20 protein-coding genes are annotated in these 19012 nt (G+C 61.4%); 15 read left to right on the top strand and 5 right to left on the bottom strand.

Going from position 1 to position 19012, the window contains the following annotated elements:
• Positions 1-259: 259 nt before the first annotated feature.
• From ABDX79_RS18095 to ABDX79_RS18060, 8 genes are all read left to right on the top strand, one after another.
• A complete protein-coding gene (locus tag ABDX79_RS18095) occupies positions 260-493 on the top strand; it encodes an acyl carrier protein (protein ID WP_346221710.1) in 234 nt (77 codons plus the stop codon).
• Positions 493-1239 carry a class-II aminoacyl-tRNA synthetase family protein gene (locus ABDX79_RS18090; RefSeq protein WP_346221709.1) on the top strand — a complete coding sequence of 249 codons (747 nt, stop codon included), beginning with the start codon at positions 493-495 and terminating at the stop codon, positions 1237-1239. The genes ABDX79_RS18095 and ABDX79_RS18090 overlap by 1 nt, the downstream gene beginning before the upstream one ends.
• Positions 1232-2782: an AMP-binding protein gene (locus tag ABDX79_RS18085; RefSeq protein ID WP_346221708.1), complete on the top strand. Its 1551-nt coding sequence runs from the start codon at positions 1232-1234 to the stop codon at positions 2780-2782. The genes ABDX79_RS18090 and ABDX79_RS18085 overlap by 8 nt, the downstream gene beginning before the upstream one ends.
• Entirely contained in the window at positions 2775-3641 is an 867-nt protein-coding gene (locus ABDX79_RS18080; protein WP_346221707.1) for an MBL fold metallo-hydrolase, read from the top strand. The genes ABDX79_RS18085 and ABDX79_RS18080 overlap by 8 nt, the downstream gene beginning before the upstream one ends.
• Positions 3642-3722: 81 nt before the next feature.
• Entirely contained in the window at positions 3723-4043 is a 321-nt protein-coding gene (locus ABDX79_RS18075; protein ID WP_346221706.1) for a 2Fe-2S iron-sulfur cluster-binding protein, read from the top strand.
• 207 nt (positions 4044-4250) lie between these two features.
• Positions 4251-4967 carry a TetR/AcrR family transcriptional regulator gene (locus tag ABDX79_RS18070; RefSeq protein ID WP_346221705.1) on the top strand — a complete coding sequence of 239 codons (717 nt, stop codon included), beginning with the start codon at positions 4251-4253 and terminating at the stop codon, positions 4965-4967.
• Between the two features lie 226 nt (positions 4968-5193).
• On the top strand, positions 5194-5757 hold the full coding sequence (locus ABDX79_RS18065; RefSeq protein ID WP_346221704.1) for a pyridoxamine 5'-phosphate oxidase family protein: 564 nt from the start codon (positions 5194-5196) through the stop codon (positions 5755-5757).
• A 285-nt stretch (positions 5758-6042) separates the two neighbouring features.
• A complete protein-coding gene (locus ABDX79_RS18060; protein ID WP_346221703.1) occupies positions 6043-7206 on the top strand; it encodes a helix-turn-helix transcriptional regulator in 1164 nt (387 codons plus the stop codon).
• A gap of 285 nt (positions 7207-7491) precedes the next feature.
• On the opposite strand, the gene gltA is transcribed toward ABDX79_RS18060, so the two are convergent.
• Both gltA and gltX read right to left on the bottom strand, forming a co-directional pair.
• Positions 7492-8784, bottom strand: a complete 1293-nt coding sequence (gltA, locus tag ABDX79_RS18055) for a citrate synthase (RefSeq protein ID WP_346221702.1) — start codon at positions 8782-8784, stop codon at positions 7492-7494.
• 195 nt (positions 8785-8979) lie between these two features.
• Positions 8980-10407 carry a glutamate--tRNA ligase gene (gene gltX / locus ABDX79_RS18050; protein WP_346221701.1) on the bottom strand — a complete coding sequence of 476 codons (1428 nt, stop codon included), beginning with the start codon at positions 10405-10407 and terminating at the stop codon, positions 8980-8982.
• A gap of 108 nt (positions 10408-10515) precedes the next feature.
• On the opposite strand from gltX, the gene ABDX79_RS18045 reads away from it, so the two are divergent.
• Positions 10516-12774, top strand: coding sequence for a ComEC/Rec2 family competence protein (locus tag ABDX79_RS18045; protein ID WP_346221700.1), 2259 nt, complete (start codon positions 10516-10518; stop codon positions 12772-12774).
• Between the two features lie 40 nt (positions 12775-12814).
• Here ABDX79_RS18045 and lexA read toward each other — a convergent pair whose 3' ends face one another.
• Both lexA and ABDX79_RS18035 read right to left on the bottom strand, forming a co-directional pair.
• A complete protein-coding gene (lexA, locus tag ABDX79_RS18040) occupies positions 12815-13540 on the bottom strand; it encodes a transcriptional repressor LexA (protein ID WP_346221699.1) in 726 nt (241 codons plus the stop codon).
• Between the two features lie 287 nt (positions 13541-13827).
• A complete protein-coding gene (locus tag ABDX79_RS18035) occupies positions 13828-14376 on the bottom strand; it encodes a helix-turn-helix domain-containing protein (RefSeq protein WP_346221698.1) in 549 nt (182 codons plus the stop codon).
• Between the two features lie 35 nt (positions 14377-14411).
• On the opposite strand from ABDX79_RS18035, the gene ABDX79_RS18030 reads away from it, so the two are divergent.
• The 6 genes from ABDX79_RS18030 (at position 14412) to ABDX79_RS18005 (ending at position 18735) form a co-directional block, all read left to right on the top strand.
• Positions 14412-14672 carry a hypothetical protein gene (locus ABDX79_RS18030; RefSeq protein WP_346221697.1) on the top strand — a complete coding sequence of 87 codons (261 nt, stop codon included), beginning with the start codon at positions 14412-14414 and terminating at the stop codon, positions 14670-14672.
• 227 nt (positions 14673-14899) lie between these two features.
• Entirely contained in the window at positions 14900-16696 is a 1797-nt protein-coding gene (locus ABDX79_RS18025; RefSeq protein WP_346221696.1) for a hypothetical protein, read from the top strand.
• Entirely contained in the window at positions 16686-17486 is an 801-nt protein-coding gene (locus tag ABDX79_RS18020; protein WP_346221695.1) for an AAA family ATPase, read from the top strand. Before ABDX79_RS18025 ends, ABDX79_RS18020 begins: the two co-directional genes overlap by 11 nt.
• Positions 17487-17494: 8 nt before the next feature.
• Positions 17495-17941, top strand: a complete 447-nt coding sequence (locus ABDX79_RS18015) for a hypothetical protein (RefSeq protein ID WP_346221694.1) — start codon at positions 17495-17497, stop codon at positions 17939-17941.
• A gap of 8 nt (positions 17942-17949) precedes the next feature.
• The gene (locus ABDX79_RS18010; RefSeq protein WP_346221693.1) at positions 17950-18372 is read left to right on the top strand and encodes a regulatory protein GemA; all 423 of its coding nucleotides are present in this window, start codon (positions 17950-17952) and stop codon (positions 18370-18372) included.
• A 111-nt stretch (positions 18373-18483) separates the two neighbouring features.
• Positions 18484-18735, top strand: a complete 252-nt coding sequence (locus ABDX79_RS18005) for a hypothetical protein (RefSeq protein WP_346221692.1) — start codon at positions 18484-18486, stop codon at positions 18733-18735.
• A gap of 169 nt (positions 18736-18904) precedes the next feature.
• Here the strand turns inward: ABDX79_RS18005 and ABDX79_RS18000 are convergent.
• Positions 18905-19012, bottom strand: a 108-nt coding sequence (locus ABDX79_RS18000; RefSeq protein WP_346221747.1) for an IS3 family transposase, incomplete at its 5' end; no start/stop codon positions are given.

Here is a 19012-nt window from a genome sequence, read left to right as displayed (position 1 = left end):
TTTTCAATCAACGCAATCTATGGTGTTGACTCCCAAACGACCGTTTTGTAGCAAAATGACCCAAGACAAGACGTCGCGAAGGGACTGATCGAAGCTCGCGAACCCACGAAAACCGGCCGATGGCCGGGCGCAGCTCTGCGCCCGGAGATAACAACGGGCGGCCAGGCCTCCTTATAAATCTCTTGAGTGAAGTAATTTTCGGAAAATTACTTCAACGGCAGCGCTTTGTCTGAAAGTCGTCAAACCAAGGACGTTCCCCATGCATGATTTGATCGCAACGATCGCATCCCTCAGCGACCAGCCGGCCCAGGCGATCGAGCCCGGCACCGAACTGATCGAGAGCGGCATCATCGACAGCATGAACATCGCCAAGCTGCTCGCCTATATCGAGGACCGGACCGGCCGCAGCATCCCGCTCGAGGAACTCGATCTCGATCAGATCAAGACGCCCGCCGCCATCATGGAGACCTATCTCACGCCGGAGACGGTCTGATGACGATGGGCCGGATGGCGATCGATGAGACCCGGGAAGCTGCTTTCGATGCGGCGCTCGCGGCACTTCCCTGTTTTGCGGGGGCAACGGATGAACGGTACGCCCCGCTTCTGCCGAAGGCGTTCGTTCTTGCGGGCAATTATCTGAAATCCTTCCCGCAGCACGGCTTCTCCCTGTCCAATACCATTCGCACGGATGAGGAATATCTCCTCTCTCCGACCTGCTGTTACCCGGTCTTCCACGGCAAGCGGGGCGCGCGTCTGCCGAAGAGGACGCTGGTCACCCACAAGAACCTCTGCTTTCGCTGCGAGGAGTATTACCGCGAGGGGACGCGGCAGATCGCCTTCATGATGCGCGAATACATTCTCTTCGCGCCGACGGCCGAGGAGGCGTCCGACTGGACGACCCGCGTCAAGGAAGAGGTTTCGGGTCTTCTGAGAGGCATGGGTCTTTCCGTCGATGTGGAGGCGGCGACCGACCCCTTCTTCAATGCGCAGGATTACAAGCAGAAATTCCAGGAAGACCAGAACCTCAAATCCGAGTTCGTGATTGGCGGCATCGCCGTCGGGTCGGTCAACCTGCATCTGCGCGCTTTCTCTAAGGCCTGCGATATCCGCACCGAGGCGAACGAGCCGCTGTATTCGGCCTGTTTCGGGCTCGGCTACGACCGGCTCGCCCATCAGCTTTCCCTCGCATCAGCGCCCAAGCCGCAGAGCGCACCCGCAAAGGAGCCGAGCTATGTATGACGCCAACTATCTCGCCGCGCGCCTTGCGTCCGGCTCGGCCGAGAACCGCGACAGCGCCTTTCTCGTTCTGCCCGAAAAGGGCGAGCAGATCTCCTATCAGCAATTCTTTGCCGATGCCGAGCGGATCGCGCGGGTGCTTTCAAACGAAGGTCTTACCGTCGGCGACAGTGTTCTCGTCTACGCGCCGAAATCGGCTGTGTCGCTGGAACTCTATTTCGGCTGCCTGATCGCAGGCTTCGTCTATGTGCCGATCAATCCCGGCCTGCCGATCGACGATATGTCCTATTTTCTCGCCGATGTGACGCCGAAGGCGATCGTGTGCGGCTCATCAGATCTCGAACAAATGACGCGGGAAGCGGAAGCCTTCGGCGCTGCCATCTTCACCCTCGACGGCGATGAGACGGGAACGCTTGTCGATGCGCGCGACGAGGCGGAACCCGGCTATGAAGCCGCCGACCGCGAGGATTCTGATATCGCAGCGATCCTCTACACCTCCGGCACGACCGGCAAGCCGAAGGGCGCGGTCCATACCCACTATTCGCTTTGGTCGAATGCCGAAGCACTGGTCGCCTCCTGGAAGTTCACCCGCGAGGACGTGCTGATCCATGCCCTGCCGATCTTTCATCTCCACGGCCTCTTCACCGCCACCAATGTCATCCTTGCAAGCGGCGGTTCCTGCCGCTTCCTGCCACGGTTCGATGCGGACGCGGTCCTCAAGGAGATGCCGGTCTCGACGGCGCTGATGGGCGTGCCCCCCTTCTACATGCAGCTTCTCGAAAGAGCCGCGCTCGAAGAGGCGGCAAAGTCCATGCGCGTCTTTATCTCGGGCTCTGCCCCCATGCTGCCCCAGACCCACCGCGCCTGGCGCGAGCGGACGGGCAAGACGATCATCGAGCGCTACGGCATGACCGAATGCAGCATGATCGCCTCCAACCCCTATGACGGCGAGCGCAAGCCCAACACGGTCGGCTTCCCGCTGCCGGGCGTCACCGTGCGGATCACCGATGTGAAGACCGGCAAGACCGTGCCCGCCGGCGGCGTCGGCATGATCGAGATCAAGGGACCGAACCTCTTTCGCGAATACTGGAACAAGCCGGACAAGACCGCCGAGGATCATACGTCCGACGGCTTCTTCATCTCCGGCGATTTCGGCCGCAGCGACGCGGAGGGCTATCTCAGCGTCCTCTGCCGGGTGAAGGATGCCGTCTTTACCGACAGCGGCACGGTGCTTCCCAAGGAAGTGGAGGAGCTGATCGACGAAGATCCGGCGGTCGCCGAGAGCGCGGTCATCAGCGTGCCCGCAGGGAACGGCTCCGCCGCGCCCGTCGCGATCCTCGTCGCAAAGCCCGGCGCACGGATCGATGTGTCCGCGATCGAGACGTCCATCGCCGGACGGCTCGAAGCCTTCAAGCAACCGGCCCGCTACATCGAGATCGACACCATGCCGCGCAATGCCATGGGCAAGGTTCAGAAGGCCGTGCTGCGCGAAACCTTCGCCAGCGCCCTCGAACCTGTGCGGGTGGAGATCGGCGAAGATGCCTGAAACGGCCGCGATCGACGATTTCGAGGCGGTCGGCCCTTGCGAGGAGGGCCCGGGTGCCGGCCTGACGCTTCTGGCGCTCAAAGCGGGCCGGATCGGGTTTCCCAACTATGCCTATGTCGTCGCCGACATGGCGTCTGGCGAAGCCATTGTGATCGATCCGGGCTGGGAGGCGGCATATCTCTGCGACAGGCTCGCAGGGATGGGCCTTGCGCCGGTCGCCATCCTCCTCACCCACGGCCACCGCGACCATACGGAGGCAGCGCCGGCCATCGCGCGGGAGGCCGGCTGCCCGGTTTACATGGCGCGGGCAGATGCGGAGCATTTCCGGTTTGCCTGCAATGGGCTCATGGCGCTCGAGACGAGCCGGACCCTGCGCTTCGGCTCAATTTCCGTCGATGCGCTCGCAACGCCGGGCCATACGGCCGGTTCGCTCTCCTATAGGATCGGGACCTGCCTGTTCACCGGCGACACCCTCTTTTCCGAAGGCTGCGGTCTGGCGAACCCGCCGAACGGCGGCGGCGATGCCGGAGCCCTCTTCCAATCGCTTCAACACCTGCGCGAAACCCTCTCGCCAGGTTGCAGGGTCTATCCCGGTCATCGCTACCGCGCGGCGATCGGGCAGACATTCAGCACGCTCGAAACGAGCAACATCTATCTGCGCTTTCGCGAGCTGGGCGCCTTTGCCGCCTTTTGCGCGCGCCCCGCGCGGGCGAGAAACGCGCCGCCTTCGATCGGCAGTGTGCCGCTGATGGCGCCGGAGCTTGTACGTCTCACCGGGCCCGGCCGGCTGCGAGAGACCCCGCCCGATCTCCATCACGCCCCCGAAGTCGACCATCCTGCCCTCCGACGCGCCAGCTGACAGCGCTCGAAACGCCCTGATCCCCGGAATCGAGCGATCACGGCCACACGTCACGCTGCCCTTTACCGAAGGAAAACACCCATGATCCATATCACCCTTCACGAACCCTCCGGCGAGGTTCGCACCATCGAAGCCGAGCCGGGCATCAGCCTCATGGAAGTCGCCGTCCGAAACGGGATCGAGGGAATCGAGGCTTCCTGCGGCGGTGCCTGCTCCTGCGCCACCTGCATGGTCTATGTGGACGACGAATGGCGAGGAAACCTGCCGCCGCGCAGCGACATCGAGGAGGACATGCTCGAAATGGCGTTTCAGCCGGATGAAAATTCCCGCCTCGCCTGCCAGATTACACTTAGACCCGAGGACAACGGCCTCGTCGTTCGGGTGCCGCGAGAGCAGTGCTGATTCGCCGGCTGGGGAGGATGGCCGCTTCGGACCGGCAGGATTCGACGCGCGGCGGCTGAATTATCCAGCACCCGGTCGCATTTGAACCGTTTTCATTGCGGTTTGACTACCTAATTCAACCCCTGATAAGCAAAACCCAGCCTGCGCGTTGCTTGCGGGCCCATGAACCGTGCCATAAAAACAACCGATCGTTTACGGAGATCGGGCATGGTCAAGACATCACGCGAGCAAATCATTCTGGCATCGCGCGATCTGATACGGGAAAAAGGATACGCTGGCACGTCCATGAAGGACGTCGCCGACCGCGTCGGTCTGCTCAAGGGAAGCCTTTACGCCCACGTCAAGAACAAGGGCGAACTCGTCTCGGAGATTCTGGCCCTCACCTATGCCGAGATCTTCACGGACCTCGAAAACACAGGTGACTGGCGCAAGGATTTCGAACGCGCCCTCGAATGCCTCGTCGAGACGCTGACGGAAGGGCGTCGATGCGTCGGTTTCCAGCTCGCCTACAGCTATAGCGGCATGCCCTACGAACTGCGATCCGCGGTCCAGGCGTTCTTCGACGATATCAGCGCCTTCTTCATGCATTGCCTGACGCAGGGCCTCGACAAGGACATCGCCGAACGCTTCACCAGGGAATGCGTGATTCTCGTCGAGGGGGCGACGCTTTACCTCGTGCTGGAACGGGGGGACGCAGCGGTCCAGGCCGTGAAGACGTCCATTCTGGAACGGGCCGACGGGCTTGCCATGGATGTTCCCGACCCCGAAGCAAAACGCCTCCTCGATGAGATGATGGGCGACTGGCGCTGGGCGAGCGTTGCCGAAAAGAAGCTGGCCCTTCGCACAGTGGAAGCCGAACGGGAGCTTCTCTCGACACGGGCTGCGCTCGCCGGACAAATCGAGGCGGAGAGCTGTTTCCGCTGAACCGCTCGGCGCGCCCTACGGCGGTGCGGGCGGTCACGCATTGCAGGGACCTGGGGCGCTTTTGAGAAGCGGCGCTGGTCTCCCGCGGTCGTCTAAGCGAGAGTTTTCAGGAACTTCGCGCCGACGACTTTCATATAAAAGATAAATTCGCATCCATGAGTTGAGTCCGAACGACCGTTTGTTTACACTTTGCAGCAGTCCCACAGGCTGCAAAGGCTTCTTTCGGATGACGAGTCAGACTCAGAAAAGCGCCTACGATCCGGTTCCGGACAATGCGCTCGGCCATTCGGGCGAACTTAAGATGCGCGAGCGCTTTCCGAGCCGTTACCACTGGCACGAGGGCAATCTGCGGGCGATGATGCGCCCGGAGATCAGCGAGGCCCTTGCCCGCTTCATCGAAGACCTGCCCATGTTCTTCATCGCGACAGCGGATGCCGAGGGCCATTGCGATTCGAGCTTTCGGGGACAGGAATACGATGCCTCGGGCCAGCCGCTGCCGGCTGCTCGTGTCGTCGACCCCCACCACATCGTCTTCCCAGACTATTCCGGCAACGGGCTCTACAACAGCCTGGGCAATATCCTGGTGAACCCGCATATCGGCATGCTGTTCATCGATTTCGAAAATCAGCGCCGGGCCCGGGTGAACGGGCAGGCACGGATCGAGCGGGCCAGCGCCGAGGTCAAGACACTCTGGCCCCTCGCCCAGGCGGTCGTCGTCGTGACGGTGGAACAGGCCTATGGCAACTGCCAGGCTCGTATTCCGCGAATGCGCTATGTCTCTTCGGACTGAGTTATACCGGCGGACCTTTGAAACCATCGGTTTCATGGGCCGTCGGCAGCCCGAGCGGCGTTTGAGCCGTCTGCCGGGCGTGGATTGACCCAACGGGTCGGCTCTTTCGCCCGGCGGTATTACCTTACACAAGACGGAATTTTCGGACTGCAACGCGCGCCGGATGCTATCGCAGCGTTGGTTTTATTCATGATAAATTGAAGCTTCAGGCTTGGCTTTCTCTACGAAGCATGCACGATAAAGACTTGACGTCGTTGTGTATCGGGAGGGAACCGACAGTCTTCAATGGCAAGTAAGCGGCATGAGATCCCGGACCTGACCTATGCGACGCTTCCGGCACTCTATGACATGACATCCGTCGCGGATTGCTGGCAGGAGACTCTCGACGGCATCGTGGCCTCCATCGAGAGCGCGGCCGGTGCCCTCATATTCGGTATTTCCGGCTTTGATGACACCTATCAGCCAGATCGGATCTCAAGCTCATTTGCAGATCTGTTTCATCTTTCGTCGATATGGCTCGAACGCTTCCGCCATTACGAGGAAGAAGCGGAACGTACCCTGTTGGGGTTGGAAGACGGAGAGATCTGGACGGATACCAGTACTTGGAGCGAAGCAGAGCTTCGCGGACGAGACGACCAGGTGTTTCTCTTGGAACATTTTGGAACCCGCGTTCGCTACGCCGCGCCGCTGAGGGCTTCGGACGGCTGGCGCGCAGGGATTTTGGTGAATTGCGGTGAGAAAACCGAAGCGGTCGACCTGTCCGCGCGGTCCGTCATCGGCTTCCTGCAACCTCATCTTTCCGCCTCGCTTGGTCTGCGCCGCTTCGTCAACGGACTGATCGCCCGCTATCAGGCGGTGCTTGGCGTGCTCGACCATCTTTCCGTCGGCGTCATGCTGGCCAACCCCTCCGGAGAGATCGTTCTCGTCAACGAAGCGGCCAAGGCCACGATGGACCGGCACGGCGGAATCGGCCTCTGCGCGAGACGCCATATCCGCACGCGAGACGAGGGCCGGACGCGTCAGATCGAAAACGCCATCCTCTCGGCCTCAAGGGCCGCGCACCGGCTGGATCGCCCGGCCCATGAAATCCTGCTGAGCCCGCCCGTCGGCACAGGCGAGCCGCTCCTTCTCGAAATTTCGCCCATGCGTGACGGCGGCCGCGAGCTGGAGCGCGGCTTTGCCGGTGCCCTCGTCACCCTTATCGACCCGAATGACCCACCGAACGTCGATCCGGCTCACATCGCAGCGCTTTACGGGCTGTCGCCGGCCGAAACGGCGGTCGCGGGCCTCATCCTGAAGGGTCACACGGTTCCGGCGATCGCGGAGATCCGGGGCGTCTCTCCCCACACGGCGCGCACGCAGATCCGCACGATCTATCGCAAGACCGGCGCCGACGGACGCGGCGGCCTCGCGCTCAAGGCCGCGCATCTGAGACCGCCGGTCTTCTGATACGGCGTCCGGCTGATTCAGCCCGGCTCCGGTTCAAGACCCGCGCGCCGTCAAGACACGTCTTCACGGTCAGGTCGATAACCTCGGAACGAAAGCGGGCCGGACCACTGGCCCGACCGTCAAGAAACACGTTCTGACAGCCCTCGCGAGGTCTCCCGCGCAGGCTGTCATACCGCCGGACAAATGAAGTGACCGACAGGTCAATTCTCGTCCGACGATTGGCTCAGGCGCCGCTCGGGCTCCCGGCGGCCTTACGAAACCGTTGGTTTCGAGGGCCCCTCGGTATCAGCCGCGGCTATCGACCGGCTTGTATTCGCGCTGTTCGGCGCCGGTATAAAGCTGGCGCGGGCGACCGATGCGCTGCTTCGGGTCCTCGATCATTTCCTTCCACTGGGCAATCCAGCCGACGGTCCGCGCAACGGCAAAGAGCACCGTGAACATCGCGGTCGGGAAACCGAGGGCCTTCAGCGTGATGCCCGAATAGAAATCGACGTTCGGATAGAGCTTCTTGTCGATGAAATACTGATCGGTGAGCGCAATCCGCTCCAGTTCCATCGCCACTTCCAGAAGCGGATCATCGCGCACGCCGAGCTCGTCGAGTACTTCGTGGCAGGTCTTCTGCATGATCTTCGCGCGCGGATCGTAGTTCTTGTAGACCCGGTGCCCGAAGCCCATCAGGCGGAACGGATCGTCCTTGTCCTTGGCACGGGCGATGAATTCGGGGATGCGATCCTTGGTGCCGATCTCCATCAGCATGTTGAGAGCCGCTTCGTTCGCGCCGCCATGGGCCGGACCCCAGAGGCAGGCGACACCGGCCGCGATGCAGGCAAACGGGTTCGCACCCGAGGAGCCGGCGAGACGCACCGTCGAGGTCGAGGCGTTCTGCTCGTGGTCGGCATGGAGCGTGAAGATACGATCCATCGCCCGTGCGAGAACGGGGTTGATCTCGTAGGGCTCGCACGGCACCGCGAAGCACATATGCAGAAAGTTTTCCGCGTATTCGAGATCGTTGCGCGGATAAACGAAGGGCTGGCCGATGTGATATTTATAGGCCATCGCGGCGATCGTCGGCATTTTCGCGATCATGCGCAGCGATGCCACCATCCGCTGGTGCGGATCGGCGATATCGGTCGAATCGTGATAGAATGCGGACAGGGCGCCGACGCAGGCGACCATCACAGCCATCGGATGGGCATCGCGGCGGAAGCCGGTGAAGAACCGGTTCATCTGCTCATGCACCATGGTGTGGCGCGTCACCCGATAGACGAAGTCTTCCTTTTCGCGGGCGGTCGGCAGCTCGCCGTAAAGCAAGAGATAGCAAGCCTCGAGATAGTCGCCCTTCTCGGCCAGTTCGTCGATCGAATAGCCCCGGTGGAGAAGGATGCCGTTATCGCCATCGATATAGGTGATCTTCGATTCGCAGGACGCGGTCGAGGAAAAGCCGGGATCGAAGGTGAAAAGACCCGTATCCTTGTAAAGCTGGGTGACGTCGACGACGTCCGGGCCGATCGTTCCGCTCCGGCGCGGCAGCTCGGCCTCTTCAGATCCCATTGTGAACTTTGCGGATTGGTCCGTCATCTCTTTCCCCTTCCGTTCGCAACTGCGGTGCAATCTGAGGATTTTTAGTGCAATCCGGCGATTTTTGCAGCGCACAAGGTTTTAATGGCCTTGCGTACTTCATCCATGCGGACAGAACAAGTTAATCCATTGCACCGCGATATGATCCATGAGGCCGGATTGGCGACGCCCCTCATCATTTAGAATAAGGCGCTCTCATCCTTTGGGATATTGGTCCTTGAGGCGCGCCAGGGACTCCTCCCGGCCGAGAACCGCCAGAACGTCGAACACGCCGGGCGAGGTCGAACGCCCCGTCAGCGCCGCACGCAGGGGCTGCGCCGCCTTGCCGAGCTTCAGTCCCTTCTCCTCGGCAAAGGCCCGCACTTCGGCCTCCAGCGGCTCGACGGCCCAATCGGACACCCCTTCGAGGCGCGGCGTGATCTCGGCAATCGTCTCGCGTCCGCCATCCGCCAGGATCGCTTCGGCCTTCTCCTCAAGAGGAAGCGGACGCGCCGCAAAGAGATAGGTCGCGCTGTCGGCCAGCTCGACGAGGGTCTTGGCGCGGTCCTTGAGACCGGACATCGCCGCCAGAAGCTTGGCGCGGACGTCCGCGTCAGGGCCGGCCTTCAGAATATCGCCGTTCGGCAGGGCGTCGCGCTCGGCCATCAGCTGATCGGTCAGCGCCTCGTCGCCGGATTGCCGGATCCACCAGCCGTTGAGCGCTTCGAGCTTCTTGAAGTCGAACCGCGACGCACCCTTGTTGATGTCGGTCACATCGAACCAGGAGATCATGTCCTCGGTCGAGATGATCTCGTCGTCGCCATGGGCCCAGCCCAGCCGGACGAGATAGTTGCGCAGGGCCACCGGCAGATAGCCCATCGCGCGATAGGCTTCGATGCCGAGCGCGCCGTGCCGCTTGGAGAGTTTCGCCCCGTCCGCCCCGTGAATGAGCGGAATATGCGCCATCACCGGCACATCCCAGCCCATCGCCTTGTAGATCAGGGTTTGCCGCGCGCCGTTGGTGAGGTGATCGTCGCCGCGAATGATGTGGGTGACGCCCATGTCGTGATCGTCGACGACGACGGCGAGCATGTAGGTGGGCGAGCCGTCCGAGCGCAGGAGCACGAAATCGTCGAGCTCCTTGTTGTTGAATCGCACGCGTCCCTGCACCTGATCGTCGACGATCGTCTCGCCGTCGAGCGGTGCTTTCAGCCGGATCACCGGATCGACGCCGGCCGGGGCCTCTGAAGGATCGCGATCGCGCCAGCGCCCGTCATAGCGCGGTGCGCGCTTCTCGGCTTTCGCCTTCTCGCGCATCTCGGCGAGCTCTTCCTGGCTGGCATAGCACTTGTAGGCCTGCCCCTTGGCGAGCAGCTCCTCGGCGACCTGGCGATGGCGGTCGCCATTGGCAAACTGAGACACCGGCTCTTCGTCGGCCTCGAGGCCCATCCATTTCAGGCCCTCGATGATCGCGTCGACAGCCTCCGGCGTCGAGCGTTCGCGATCGGTGTCCTCGATCCGCAACAACATCTTGCCGCCCTTGGCGCGGGCGTAGAGCCAGTTGAACAGCGCTGTCCGGGCACCACCGATGTGAAGAAATCCGGTGGGCGAGGGCGCGAAACGAGTGACGACGCCGTCCGTCATGTTGTCTCCATTCATGTCAGATAACAAAACGCCCGATATTGCGGTCGCGTCTTTTCGGCGGGTGTGTACCATAGCCGGCCTGTGAAACAAGGAACGGACCGCCAGGAGTTGAGCGAACCGGCAGACGAGGACGTCACAAGAGGCTGGCTTGCTGGTCCCGAGACCCGTTCGTCCGGTGTCGGGAAGCGTCTCAAATGGCTTGCGATCATCAGGAACTTTAAAGCCGTTTCGGCGATCGGATCATGGATCGCCTCGCAATGGGAGCGCGAAAAGGCGTACCGGACGACGTTCCACCTGATCCCCGTCGCCATGGCAGCGGGTGCCGTTGCCGTGTTCGGCTTTCAGGCGGGCATCGCCCTGACCCTCCTTACGTCAGGTCTTCTGGCGCTCGCGATGGCCGCCAGACGCATCGGGGGCGCGACGAGCGGATCGACGCCGATCCTCCTCCTGTCGAGCTTCCTTGCCGGCCTTCTTCTGTCCCAGTTCGAACTCTGGCGTACCGATACGACTATCTTTTCCGGCGAAGCGACCGTCTTCGTGACCGGACGGGTCGTCAGCCATGAAATGGACGACCGGAACCGCTCCCGCTACCTCGTCGAGATCCAGTCGACGACACGGCCCGTCCTGTCCCGGCCGCCCGAACGCGCGCGGATCGTCGTCTCTGGCGATCACGACATCATGCGGCCGGGAACCCGTTACGAAGGGCTCGTGCGCCTTCGTCCACCCTCCGGGCCGGCGTTTCCGGGAAGCTACGACTTTGCCTTCGCGCCCTATTTCGAGGGTCTCGGCGCCTACGGCTTTTCCCTCGGCAGCCCGAAGCGGCAATCGGATCTGGGCACGGACGGGGCCGGACCTACACTCGCAGAGCGCCTTCAGACCGCCATCTCCGGCCTGCGCGGGCGGGTGACCGACCGCATCCGCTCTGTCATTCCCGGCCAGCCAGGCGCTGTCGCAGCGGCCCTGGTGACCGGTCAGCGGGGCGGCATCGACGAGGCGACCACCGAGGCCCTGCGCGCGACGGGGCTTGCGCACATTCTCGCCATCTCGGGTCTCCATGTCGCCCTTGTCGCCGGTTTCGCCATGGTGTCCATTCGCCGGTCCCTCGTCTTCGCAGGCGCGCTCGCCCTCGTCTGGCCGGTCAAGAAGATAGCCGCCATCGGCGCGATCTGCGTCTCGAGCTTCTATCTCGTCCTCTCGGGCTCCAGCGTCGCCACCGAGCGCGCCTATCTCATGCTTCTCGTCATGCTGATCGCGGTCCTCTTCGACCGACCGGCGATCACCATGCGCAATGTCTCGATCGCGGCGATCCTCATTTTGGGGTTCACGCCCCATGCCGTGATGACTGCGAGCTTCCAGATGAGCTTTGCCGCGACGATCGGTCTTGTCGGTGTCTATGGTGCCTACAGCCGATACCGGGGCCGGCGATCGGACAGGTTCGCGGACGGGCCCGCGCGCGCCCTCGTCGTCTTCTTCACCGGCACGGCGGCAACCGCGCTGATCGCCGGTCTTGCGACCGCGCCTTACGCAATCTTCCATTTCCAGCGCTTCGCACCCTTCGGGCTTGTCGCAAATCTTCTCGTGATGCCGCTCTTCGCCCTGTTGATCATGCCGATGGCGCTTCTCGGCGTCATCCTCATGCCCTTCGGCCTCGACCATCTTCCATTCGCGATCGTCGGCGCCGGGCTCGATCTCCTGATCGCGGTCGCCTCAGAGCTCAGTGCGCGCCTGCCGGACCAGAGCACCGGGCTTGTCCAGCCCGCCGCATTGATCGCGCTGACCCTCGCGCTACTTGCCTTCTGCCTTCCCGTGGGACGGCTCAGATGGCTCGCCGTACCGGTTCTCGCGATCGGTCTGGTGCTCGCGGCAGCGCGTGCCACCCCGCCCGAACTGTTGATCTTCGAGGATGGCAAGACCTTTGCCCTTCTGGAGGGCGGCTCGATCGCCTATTCGAAAGCACGACCCAACGGCTTCGTCTCCGAGCAATGGGACCGGGCCTACCTGACCGAGGGAACCCAGCGCGGCCTCATTCCCGGCCTCGAAGACTGCGAAACGAAGCTCTGCCAGTTCACGACACGCAGCGGGATCACCATTGCCTACACCACCGACTATCGGCTTCTAGGCGCAGCCTGCGACAATGCCGATATCGCTTTCGTCGCGCGGGCAGCCCGCATCCGAACGTGCCGGTCGGGTGCCCGCCTCGTGACCCTCAGGACACTGCGCCGAAGCGGCTCGCTCGCCATCAGCCGCGATCCGGCGACCGGCGCGATCGAAGTCCAACGTGCCATCTCCGAGTTCCCTGCCGACTGGAATCGCCACCGCCTTGCGCCCTGGCCGGAATACTGGCGCAAACCGGACGTGGCTGAATGACCTGTGCGGCCCGGGACGTGGGCCGGAGCCCGGATTGTGATCAGTAGCGCCGGATGAGCCCGACGAGCTTGCCCTGAACGCGCACCCGGTCGGCGCCGAAGATCCGCGTCTCGTAGGCCGGGTTCGCCGCTTCCAACGCGATCGTGTCGCCCTTCTTGCGAAAACGCTTCAGCGTCGCCTCTTCATCATCGACGAGCGCCACGACGATCTCGCCGGGCGTTGCCGTATCGCCCCGGCGGATCACCACCGTATCGCCATCAAGAATGCCCGCCTCGATCATCGAATCACCCTTCACTTCGAGGGCGTAGTGCTCGCCGCCCATGATCATGTCGGGTGGGATCGAGATGGAATGGGTGTTGTGCTGAATCGCCGAGATCGGAACACCGGCCGCGATCCGCCCCATGACCGGGATCGAGACGTTCTCGTTTGCCCCGCCGTCTCGCACCGTCTCGCGCGCTTTCGCCGGCTGGCCCTTGGAGCCTTCAATAACGCTCGGCGTGAAGCCGCGCTGGGCGGGCTGAGGCGGTCGAGCCACTTCCCCCCGGCGCATGGCATCCGGCAGCTTGAGAACTTCGAGCGCTCGCGCCCGATTTGGCAGGCGGCGAATGAAGCCGCGCTCTTCCAGCGCGGTAATCAGACGATGAATGCCCGATTTCGACTTCAGCTCCAGCGCATCCTTCATCTCGTCGAAGGATGGTGGCACACCGGTCTCGTTCAGCCGGGCGTCGATGAATGTGAGAAGTTCGTGCTGCTTGCGCGTCAGCATGCGTCTCGGGGCCTCCAAAACAAATCCTGAACAAGCCTATATGTTCTTATTGTGTTCCGCAAGTGGCGAATCGGAACGAATCGGGAATTGTGGGCGCAAACGCTATTCGGGATTGACGAGGTAAAATCGGAACGCGCTATCCGGGATTGGTGATGTTACACCAAGCCATAATTTCCGGTCGTTTAGAGGACTTTTTGGCCTTCAAATTGGGTCCTCAATCCCTGTCCGCGCACGTCACCAAAAGGCCCAATACCGATTAAATTGAACTTGCCATTCTTTTCAGTCGCTTAGTCGTCCTTCTTTGGTGACCTAGAACGTAGGTGTTCGAGTTTTGGTGACGCTGATTGGTGACCCTCATCGGAACTGGTCCGCTCCCAAACACCATCGTTCAGTTGATGGAGTCCAACTGTCGTTAGGCGGCTAAGGCCGCGATAATACTCACACTGTTCGTCGATCGCTTCTGCGAGAGCCCTTGCTGCTTCCTGCTTCCTATTGTGAAGCTTCCAAGCCTCTTCACTATCTTCGGTGAAGGGGTTCGTGTTCGTAACGTTGACTGGAAGATTGGGGAGCTGATCGCCGAAGATCGTCCATAGGGCGTCGTACAAATGCCATTTGTGCATTCGGCGCTTCTGATCGTCGAAGTCGCGTATCTCCAGATCGATCAAGCGAGAGATCGCTACCAGCGTACTCGCGGGCATTCTCGTGCGACCCATCATGTAATTTTGCAGGGATCGATAAGGAATTCCGGTGGCTTCGCCGAGGTCTTTGACCGACCAGCCCATCTTCGCCAAGCCGGCGCGAACTGCTTGGATGATATTTTTATCGAGATCAGGCATTGTGCTTTACGCTAAACTGCGTAATTAAAAAAATCATGATGCACCAAAACAGCGTAAAATCACGGCCCATAAAGCTCTCACTGACGACACAGGTGGCGGGTTCGCCCTCGCTCTATGTCGCCGTTAGAGCCGGCTTCGTCAATCAGGGCTCTTCGCTCAATAGGTGGTGCCGGGACAATGCTGTGAACCGCCAGACGGCAGAGAAGGCGCTGAAAGGCGAACGGCACTCGCGGCGAGCGCAGCAACTCATTGAAACGCTGATCTCTGCCTCGCTTGGGTTTCAGGCAGTCAAATGAAGCTCAATTGGCTGCCTTCGCCTTCTCTCGCTTGCCTTGCCGAAATGCGACGTGAAACTGCTGCTCGGCTCCTACAGAGAGCAGCGACGCAGCCCTCATCCATATGGCGTGGCGCGTCCTTGGAAGTCCGTATCGTCAAAGGGCGCGGTGGGCGTTCCGGCCTTCAATACGAAGTCCGTCTCGACAGCCTTCCGGTCGAACTTCAAGACGCTTGGAAGGCCTCTCAAATGGCGCTCGAACCCGCTTCGAAGCCTCTTTCAACGTCAGGCCTCGCCCTGAAATGGCAGTGGTTTCGCAAGAACTTCGGCGCTGTTCTGGCAACCGAACCCCATAGCGCGGCCAGAGCCCAGGCTATCGACGAGCTGATCGGCGTCGAAACGACGGACTGGCGCGGCCGGTCGATCAAGTTCGCCCGAAACACGATCTACACATGGCTCCGCGAATACGAGGCGAAAGGAGCGGCTGGGCTCGCGCGAGGCCGGCGGACGGATGTCGGCACCACGCGCTATCACGTCTCGAAGCGCTGGGATGAATTCGTGTCCGGCCGGATCGATCGCGAGGCGATGGAGCGGATCGGCGACGGGATCAAGCAGTACCTAGGCGGATGCATCAAGGGCGGAGAGAAGCGCAAAATCGTTCTCTTCCTCGGCCGGGAAAAGCTGAAGGAACTGACGGCGCTGCATGGCGTCCGGCCAGCCGACGAACGACTCTTCAACCGCGTGTGCGAGATCCCGGTTCGGCTCTATCGCGACCTCTACCACCTTCGGCAGGTCTATGAGTTCAAGCGCGACCGGAAGCGGTTCGACGACGCACAGCCCCGCATCAAGCGCACGACGGTCGGGCTCCGGCCTATGCAGTATGTCGTAGCGGACGTTCACCACTGCAACGTGCTTGTCCAGCGCGACGACGGCACGACCACGACGCCAAAGATCATCGCTTTCATGGACATGGCGACACGGCGCGTCTGGTGTCATTTGATCCAGTTCGACGGGCGCGGTGCGGTTCGCAACATCGATGTCATCACGGCCTTTGTCGAAATGGCTTGCGACCCGCTCTATGGGCTTCCCGAACACCTTCTGATTGACAACGGCAAGGAATACCTCTTTGCCGATTACGTCGCGGACGCACTTGCCCTCAACATTCGCGGGTTCGGCGAGGATGCATCCCACCGGGTCCACCGGGCATTGCCCTACAACGCGGCGGCGAAGCCGATCGAAGCGTGGTTCGGGCACTTCGAACAAACCTACCTTTTCAGCCTTCAGGGCTACATCGGCGACGATCGCATGAAACCGATGCAGGAGAAGCCCGGACGGCTTCCCGCTGCCTTCGGAACGTTCGACCAGTTCGCCGCGCAGTTCCAGGCGCTTCTGACGGCCTATGAGCACGTCCCGCAGCAAGGCGACCTCAAGGGACAATCGCCGCACGAAGCCTTGCGCGGTCATGTCGAAGGCGGATGGGCCGCGACCGTCATGGACGAAACCAGCCTGACGAGCGTCTTCACGACACCCGAAACCCGCATCGTCGATCGCGGCATGTTCCGATGCGCCGGCCGCGTCTGGTACGCGCCGGATGTCGGCTCGGAAACCAAGATCGTCGTTCGCATCCCGGCATGGCACGGCTTCAACGCGCTTCGCGTCGAGACCATGAAGGGCAAGCCGCTCGGCATCGCAAGGCCGCAAGAGGAAGTCGCGTTCACCGATCTTCGCGGTGCGAAGGAAGCCGGCATGCGCAAGACGAAGCGGCGCAAGGCGGTTCGTGATCTCGACACCGCCTATCCCTCGATCGACAGCAAGTCCGATCTCGCTGCCTTCGCGAGCCGGCAGTTGCCGATCGCCGCGAACGATCCGAACGGCATCGTTCAATATCGAGGCCGGGACGCCGACGAAAACCTTCTCGCGATCACACCGGACAAGTCCGCAGCAAGCGCTTCCAATGCCCGTCGCCAGTCGATCCGAGAAGAGAACGACGAGATGACGAGCTTGCTTCGTGAGGCTCGTGAACGGAGGGCGCGCAATGCTTCATGATCGCTACCCGCTCCCGCCTATGACGATCCGCAGCTCGGCTATGGATGACATCATCGAGCGCGTCGATCTTGCGAGCGGCATCCGGCCCCCGGCTCCGGTTCATGTGATCGGCCGTGCCGGAACCGGAAAATCGACTGCGCTTCGGATGATCGCGAAGGAACGCGGCTACCACTATACCGAAGCCGAATATGCTTCGAAGAGTGTGGAAGGGCTTTATGCCTCGATCCTTCGGGATTGCACGGAACTCTACGACGTTCCGAAATGGCGCGCGAAGAAGGTCGCGGCAGTGGAACAGATGCTTCACCCCCGACAGACGCTTGCCCAGAATGGCGAATGGGATTGGGTTCCGAGCGTCCTCGTCGTCGATGAAATTCAACAGGTCGAACTGACCTGCCTTCGCCAGCTCCTACAGACGGCCGAACGGGCCGGCGCGCTTCTCATCCTTGCCGGAAACGAGCGCGGCCTTGCGAGCGGGCGCGGCCGGCCGGCCGAAGACCTTGAGCCGATCACAAGCCGGCTCGCCATCCGTATCAAAATCGAAGGTTGCTCAAAGCGCGATTGCGAACTGATCGCTTCGAAGCACGGCGTCGAAGGAATGCCGGCCTTCCGGGCATGTGTCGCCTACGGTGCCGCCCACAATCTTCGCGAACTCGTCTCGCTCCTTGAGATCGCTCGCCAGATGGCGACCGGTCCATCGATCGATGAGAGCGCCGTTCACCATGCCGCCATGGTGAAGCACGGCAAGAAAGAGGCGGTGAAACTTCTGAAAGCACATCACGAGGAGGCATGAGACGGACCATGCGCAACGACTTTGAAACATGGGCAGAACGCACAAGATTGTTCTCGTCTGAGAAGAGTACCGCTCGCGACGACTTCGCCGGCGAATTGGAGTGGCTGGTTCGCCGGATCAAGCTTCTTCACTGGGCTATGGATGTCCTTGCTAATTCGGAGTTCCGGACAGACCAAGACAACGAATGGCTCTGGAATTTCTCTCAAGTCGCGTTCGACATCATCCTTTCAGATACGAAGAGGGCTCATCAGATGTCCCGTCGTGTCGCAGGCAAAGAACTGCCCTCGCCAATGCAGCTTACACTAGACGCTCTTCGTGCCGTCATGTTCGACGAACTCAAGGCGCAAGGGATCAAGGCTGGCGAGATCAACGCCCGGATCGAAGCGAAGATCGCAGTCGTCGCGGAAGCTGCGAAGCGCCAGATCGCCGAGCATTATCCCGACGAAGCGGCTTAGGGTGCGCCATGCTCACCCGAAACCAGACGGCCGTTCTTCATGTCGCCAAGCGCCAGCTCGGGCTTGATGACGAGAATTATCGAGCGATCCTCAAGGCGAAGGCCGGCGTCGAAAGCGCTGCCGACCTGAACCTTCCCGGCTTCTATGATGTCATGGAGCATTTCGGGAAGCTCGGCTTCAAATCGACATGGAAGAAGCGAAACTTCGGAGCGCGGCCGGGAATGGCCTCGCCCTCACAGATCGGACTGATACGCGGGTTGTTCGCCGAATGGGCGGACAACGCGACCGATCCCGACGTTTCCCTCAACCACTGGCTTGATAAGTCGTTCGGCGTCACCGCGTTGCGGTTCGTCGATAGCGACACGGCGAGCAAGGCGATCACCGCCCTGAAGCGGATGACGGCGCGCAAGCAATCGCAGGATCAAAATTAAAGGCCTTTCAAAGGCCGCTGAAGCGATCGGCAGCGTTCCACGGCGCTTGGTAGCGTCACGCAGGTTAATCGCTCTCTACGGGCTTCTTGATCAATCGAACGGAAATCAACAATGGCAGAACTCGGACCCGAATTTCTGAACACGATCGGCGCGCACCCGGTCGATGTCGTAAATGCCTTCCTCGAAGACCTTGTTCATAGCGATGCCGCTGTCGAACTGTTTCTGTCCTCACTTGAGGCTTCGAGCCTCACTTACGAACAAAAGGTCTCGATCGCGAAGTTCAGAGAAGGGCGGACGCTCCTACGCGAGGCGCTGTGGTCGGAATTGACCAACATCGACAGATCGGAACCGACCATTCAGTGAATAAAGCATTTCTCGAAATTGCGAAGGAAGGTGACCTGGAGGGTCGTAAGTCTCTCGCGGCGCATGGCCGGCTTTACAGTATGGCTCAGGTCGAGCTGAAATATAGCTGATAGCGAGCGTTCCGACAATACGGCACTGAATAGCCCCGAGTTTCGTGGACGCCCTCGGGTTACGTTTCCTGCTGCCGTTCGAACTGAACGGGTGACAGCATCCCGTTCCTGACGTGCTTGCGCTTCGGGTTGTAGAACATCTCGATGTAATCGAACACGTCCTGCCT

This window comes from Fulvimarina fulva (genome assembly GCF_039652615.1).
In the GTDB taxonomy this organism is placed as follows: domain Bacteria; phylum Pseudomonadota; class Alphaproteobacteria; order Rhizobiales; family Rhizobiaceae; genus Fulvimarina.
The sequence above is the reverse complement of the archived record's forward strand: the minus strand, read 5'-3'. Positions and strand labels throughout refer to the sequence as shown.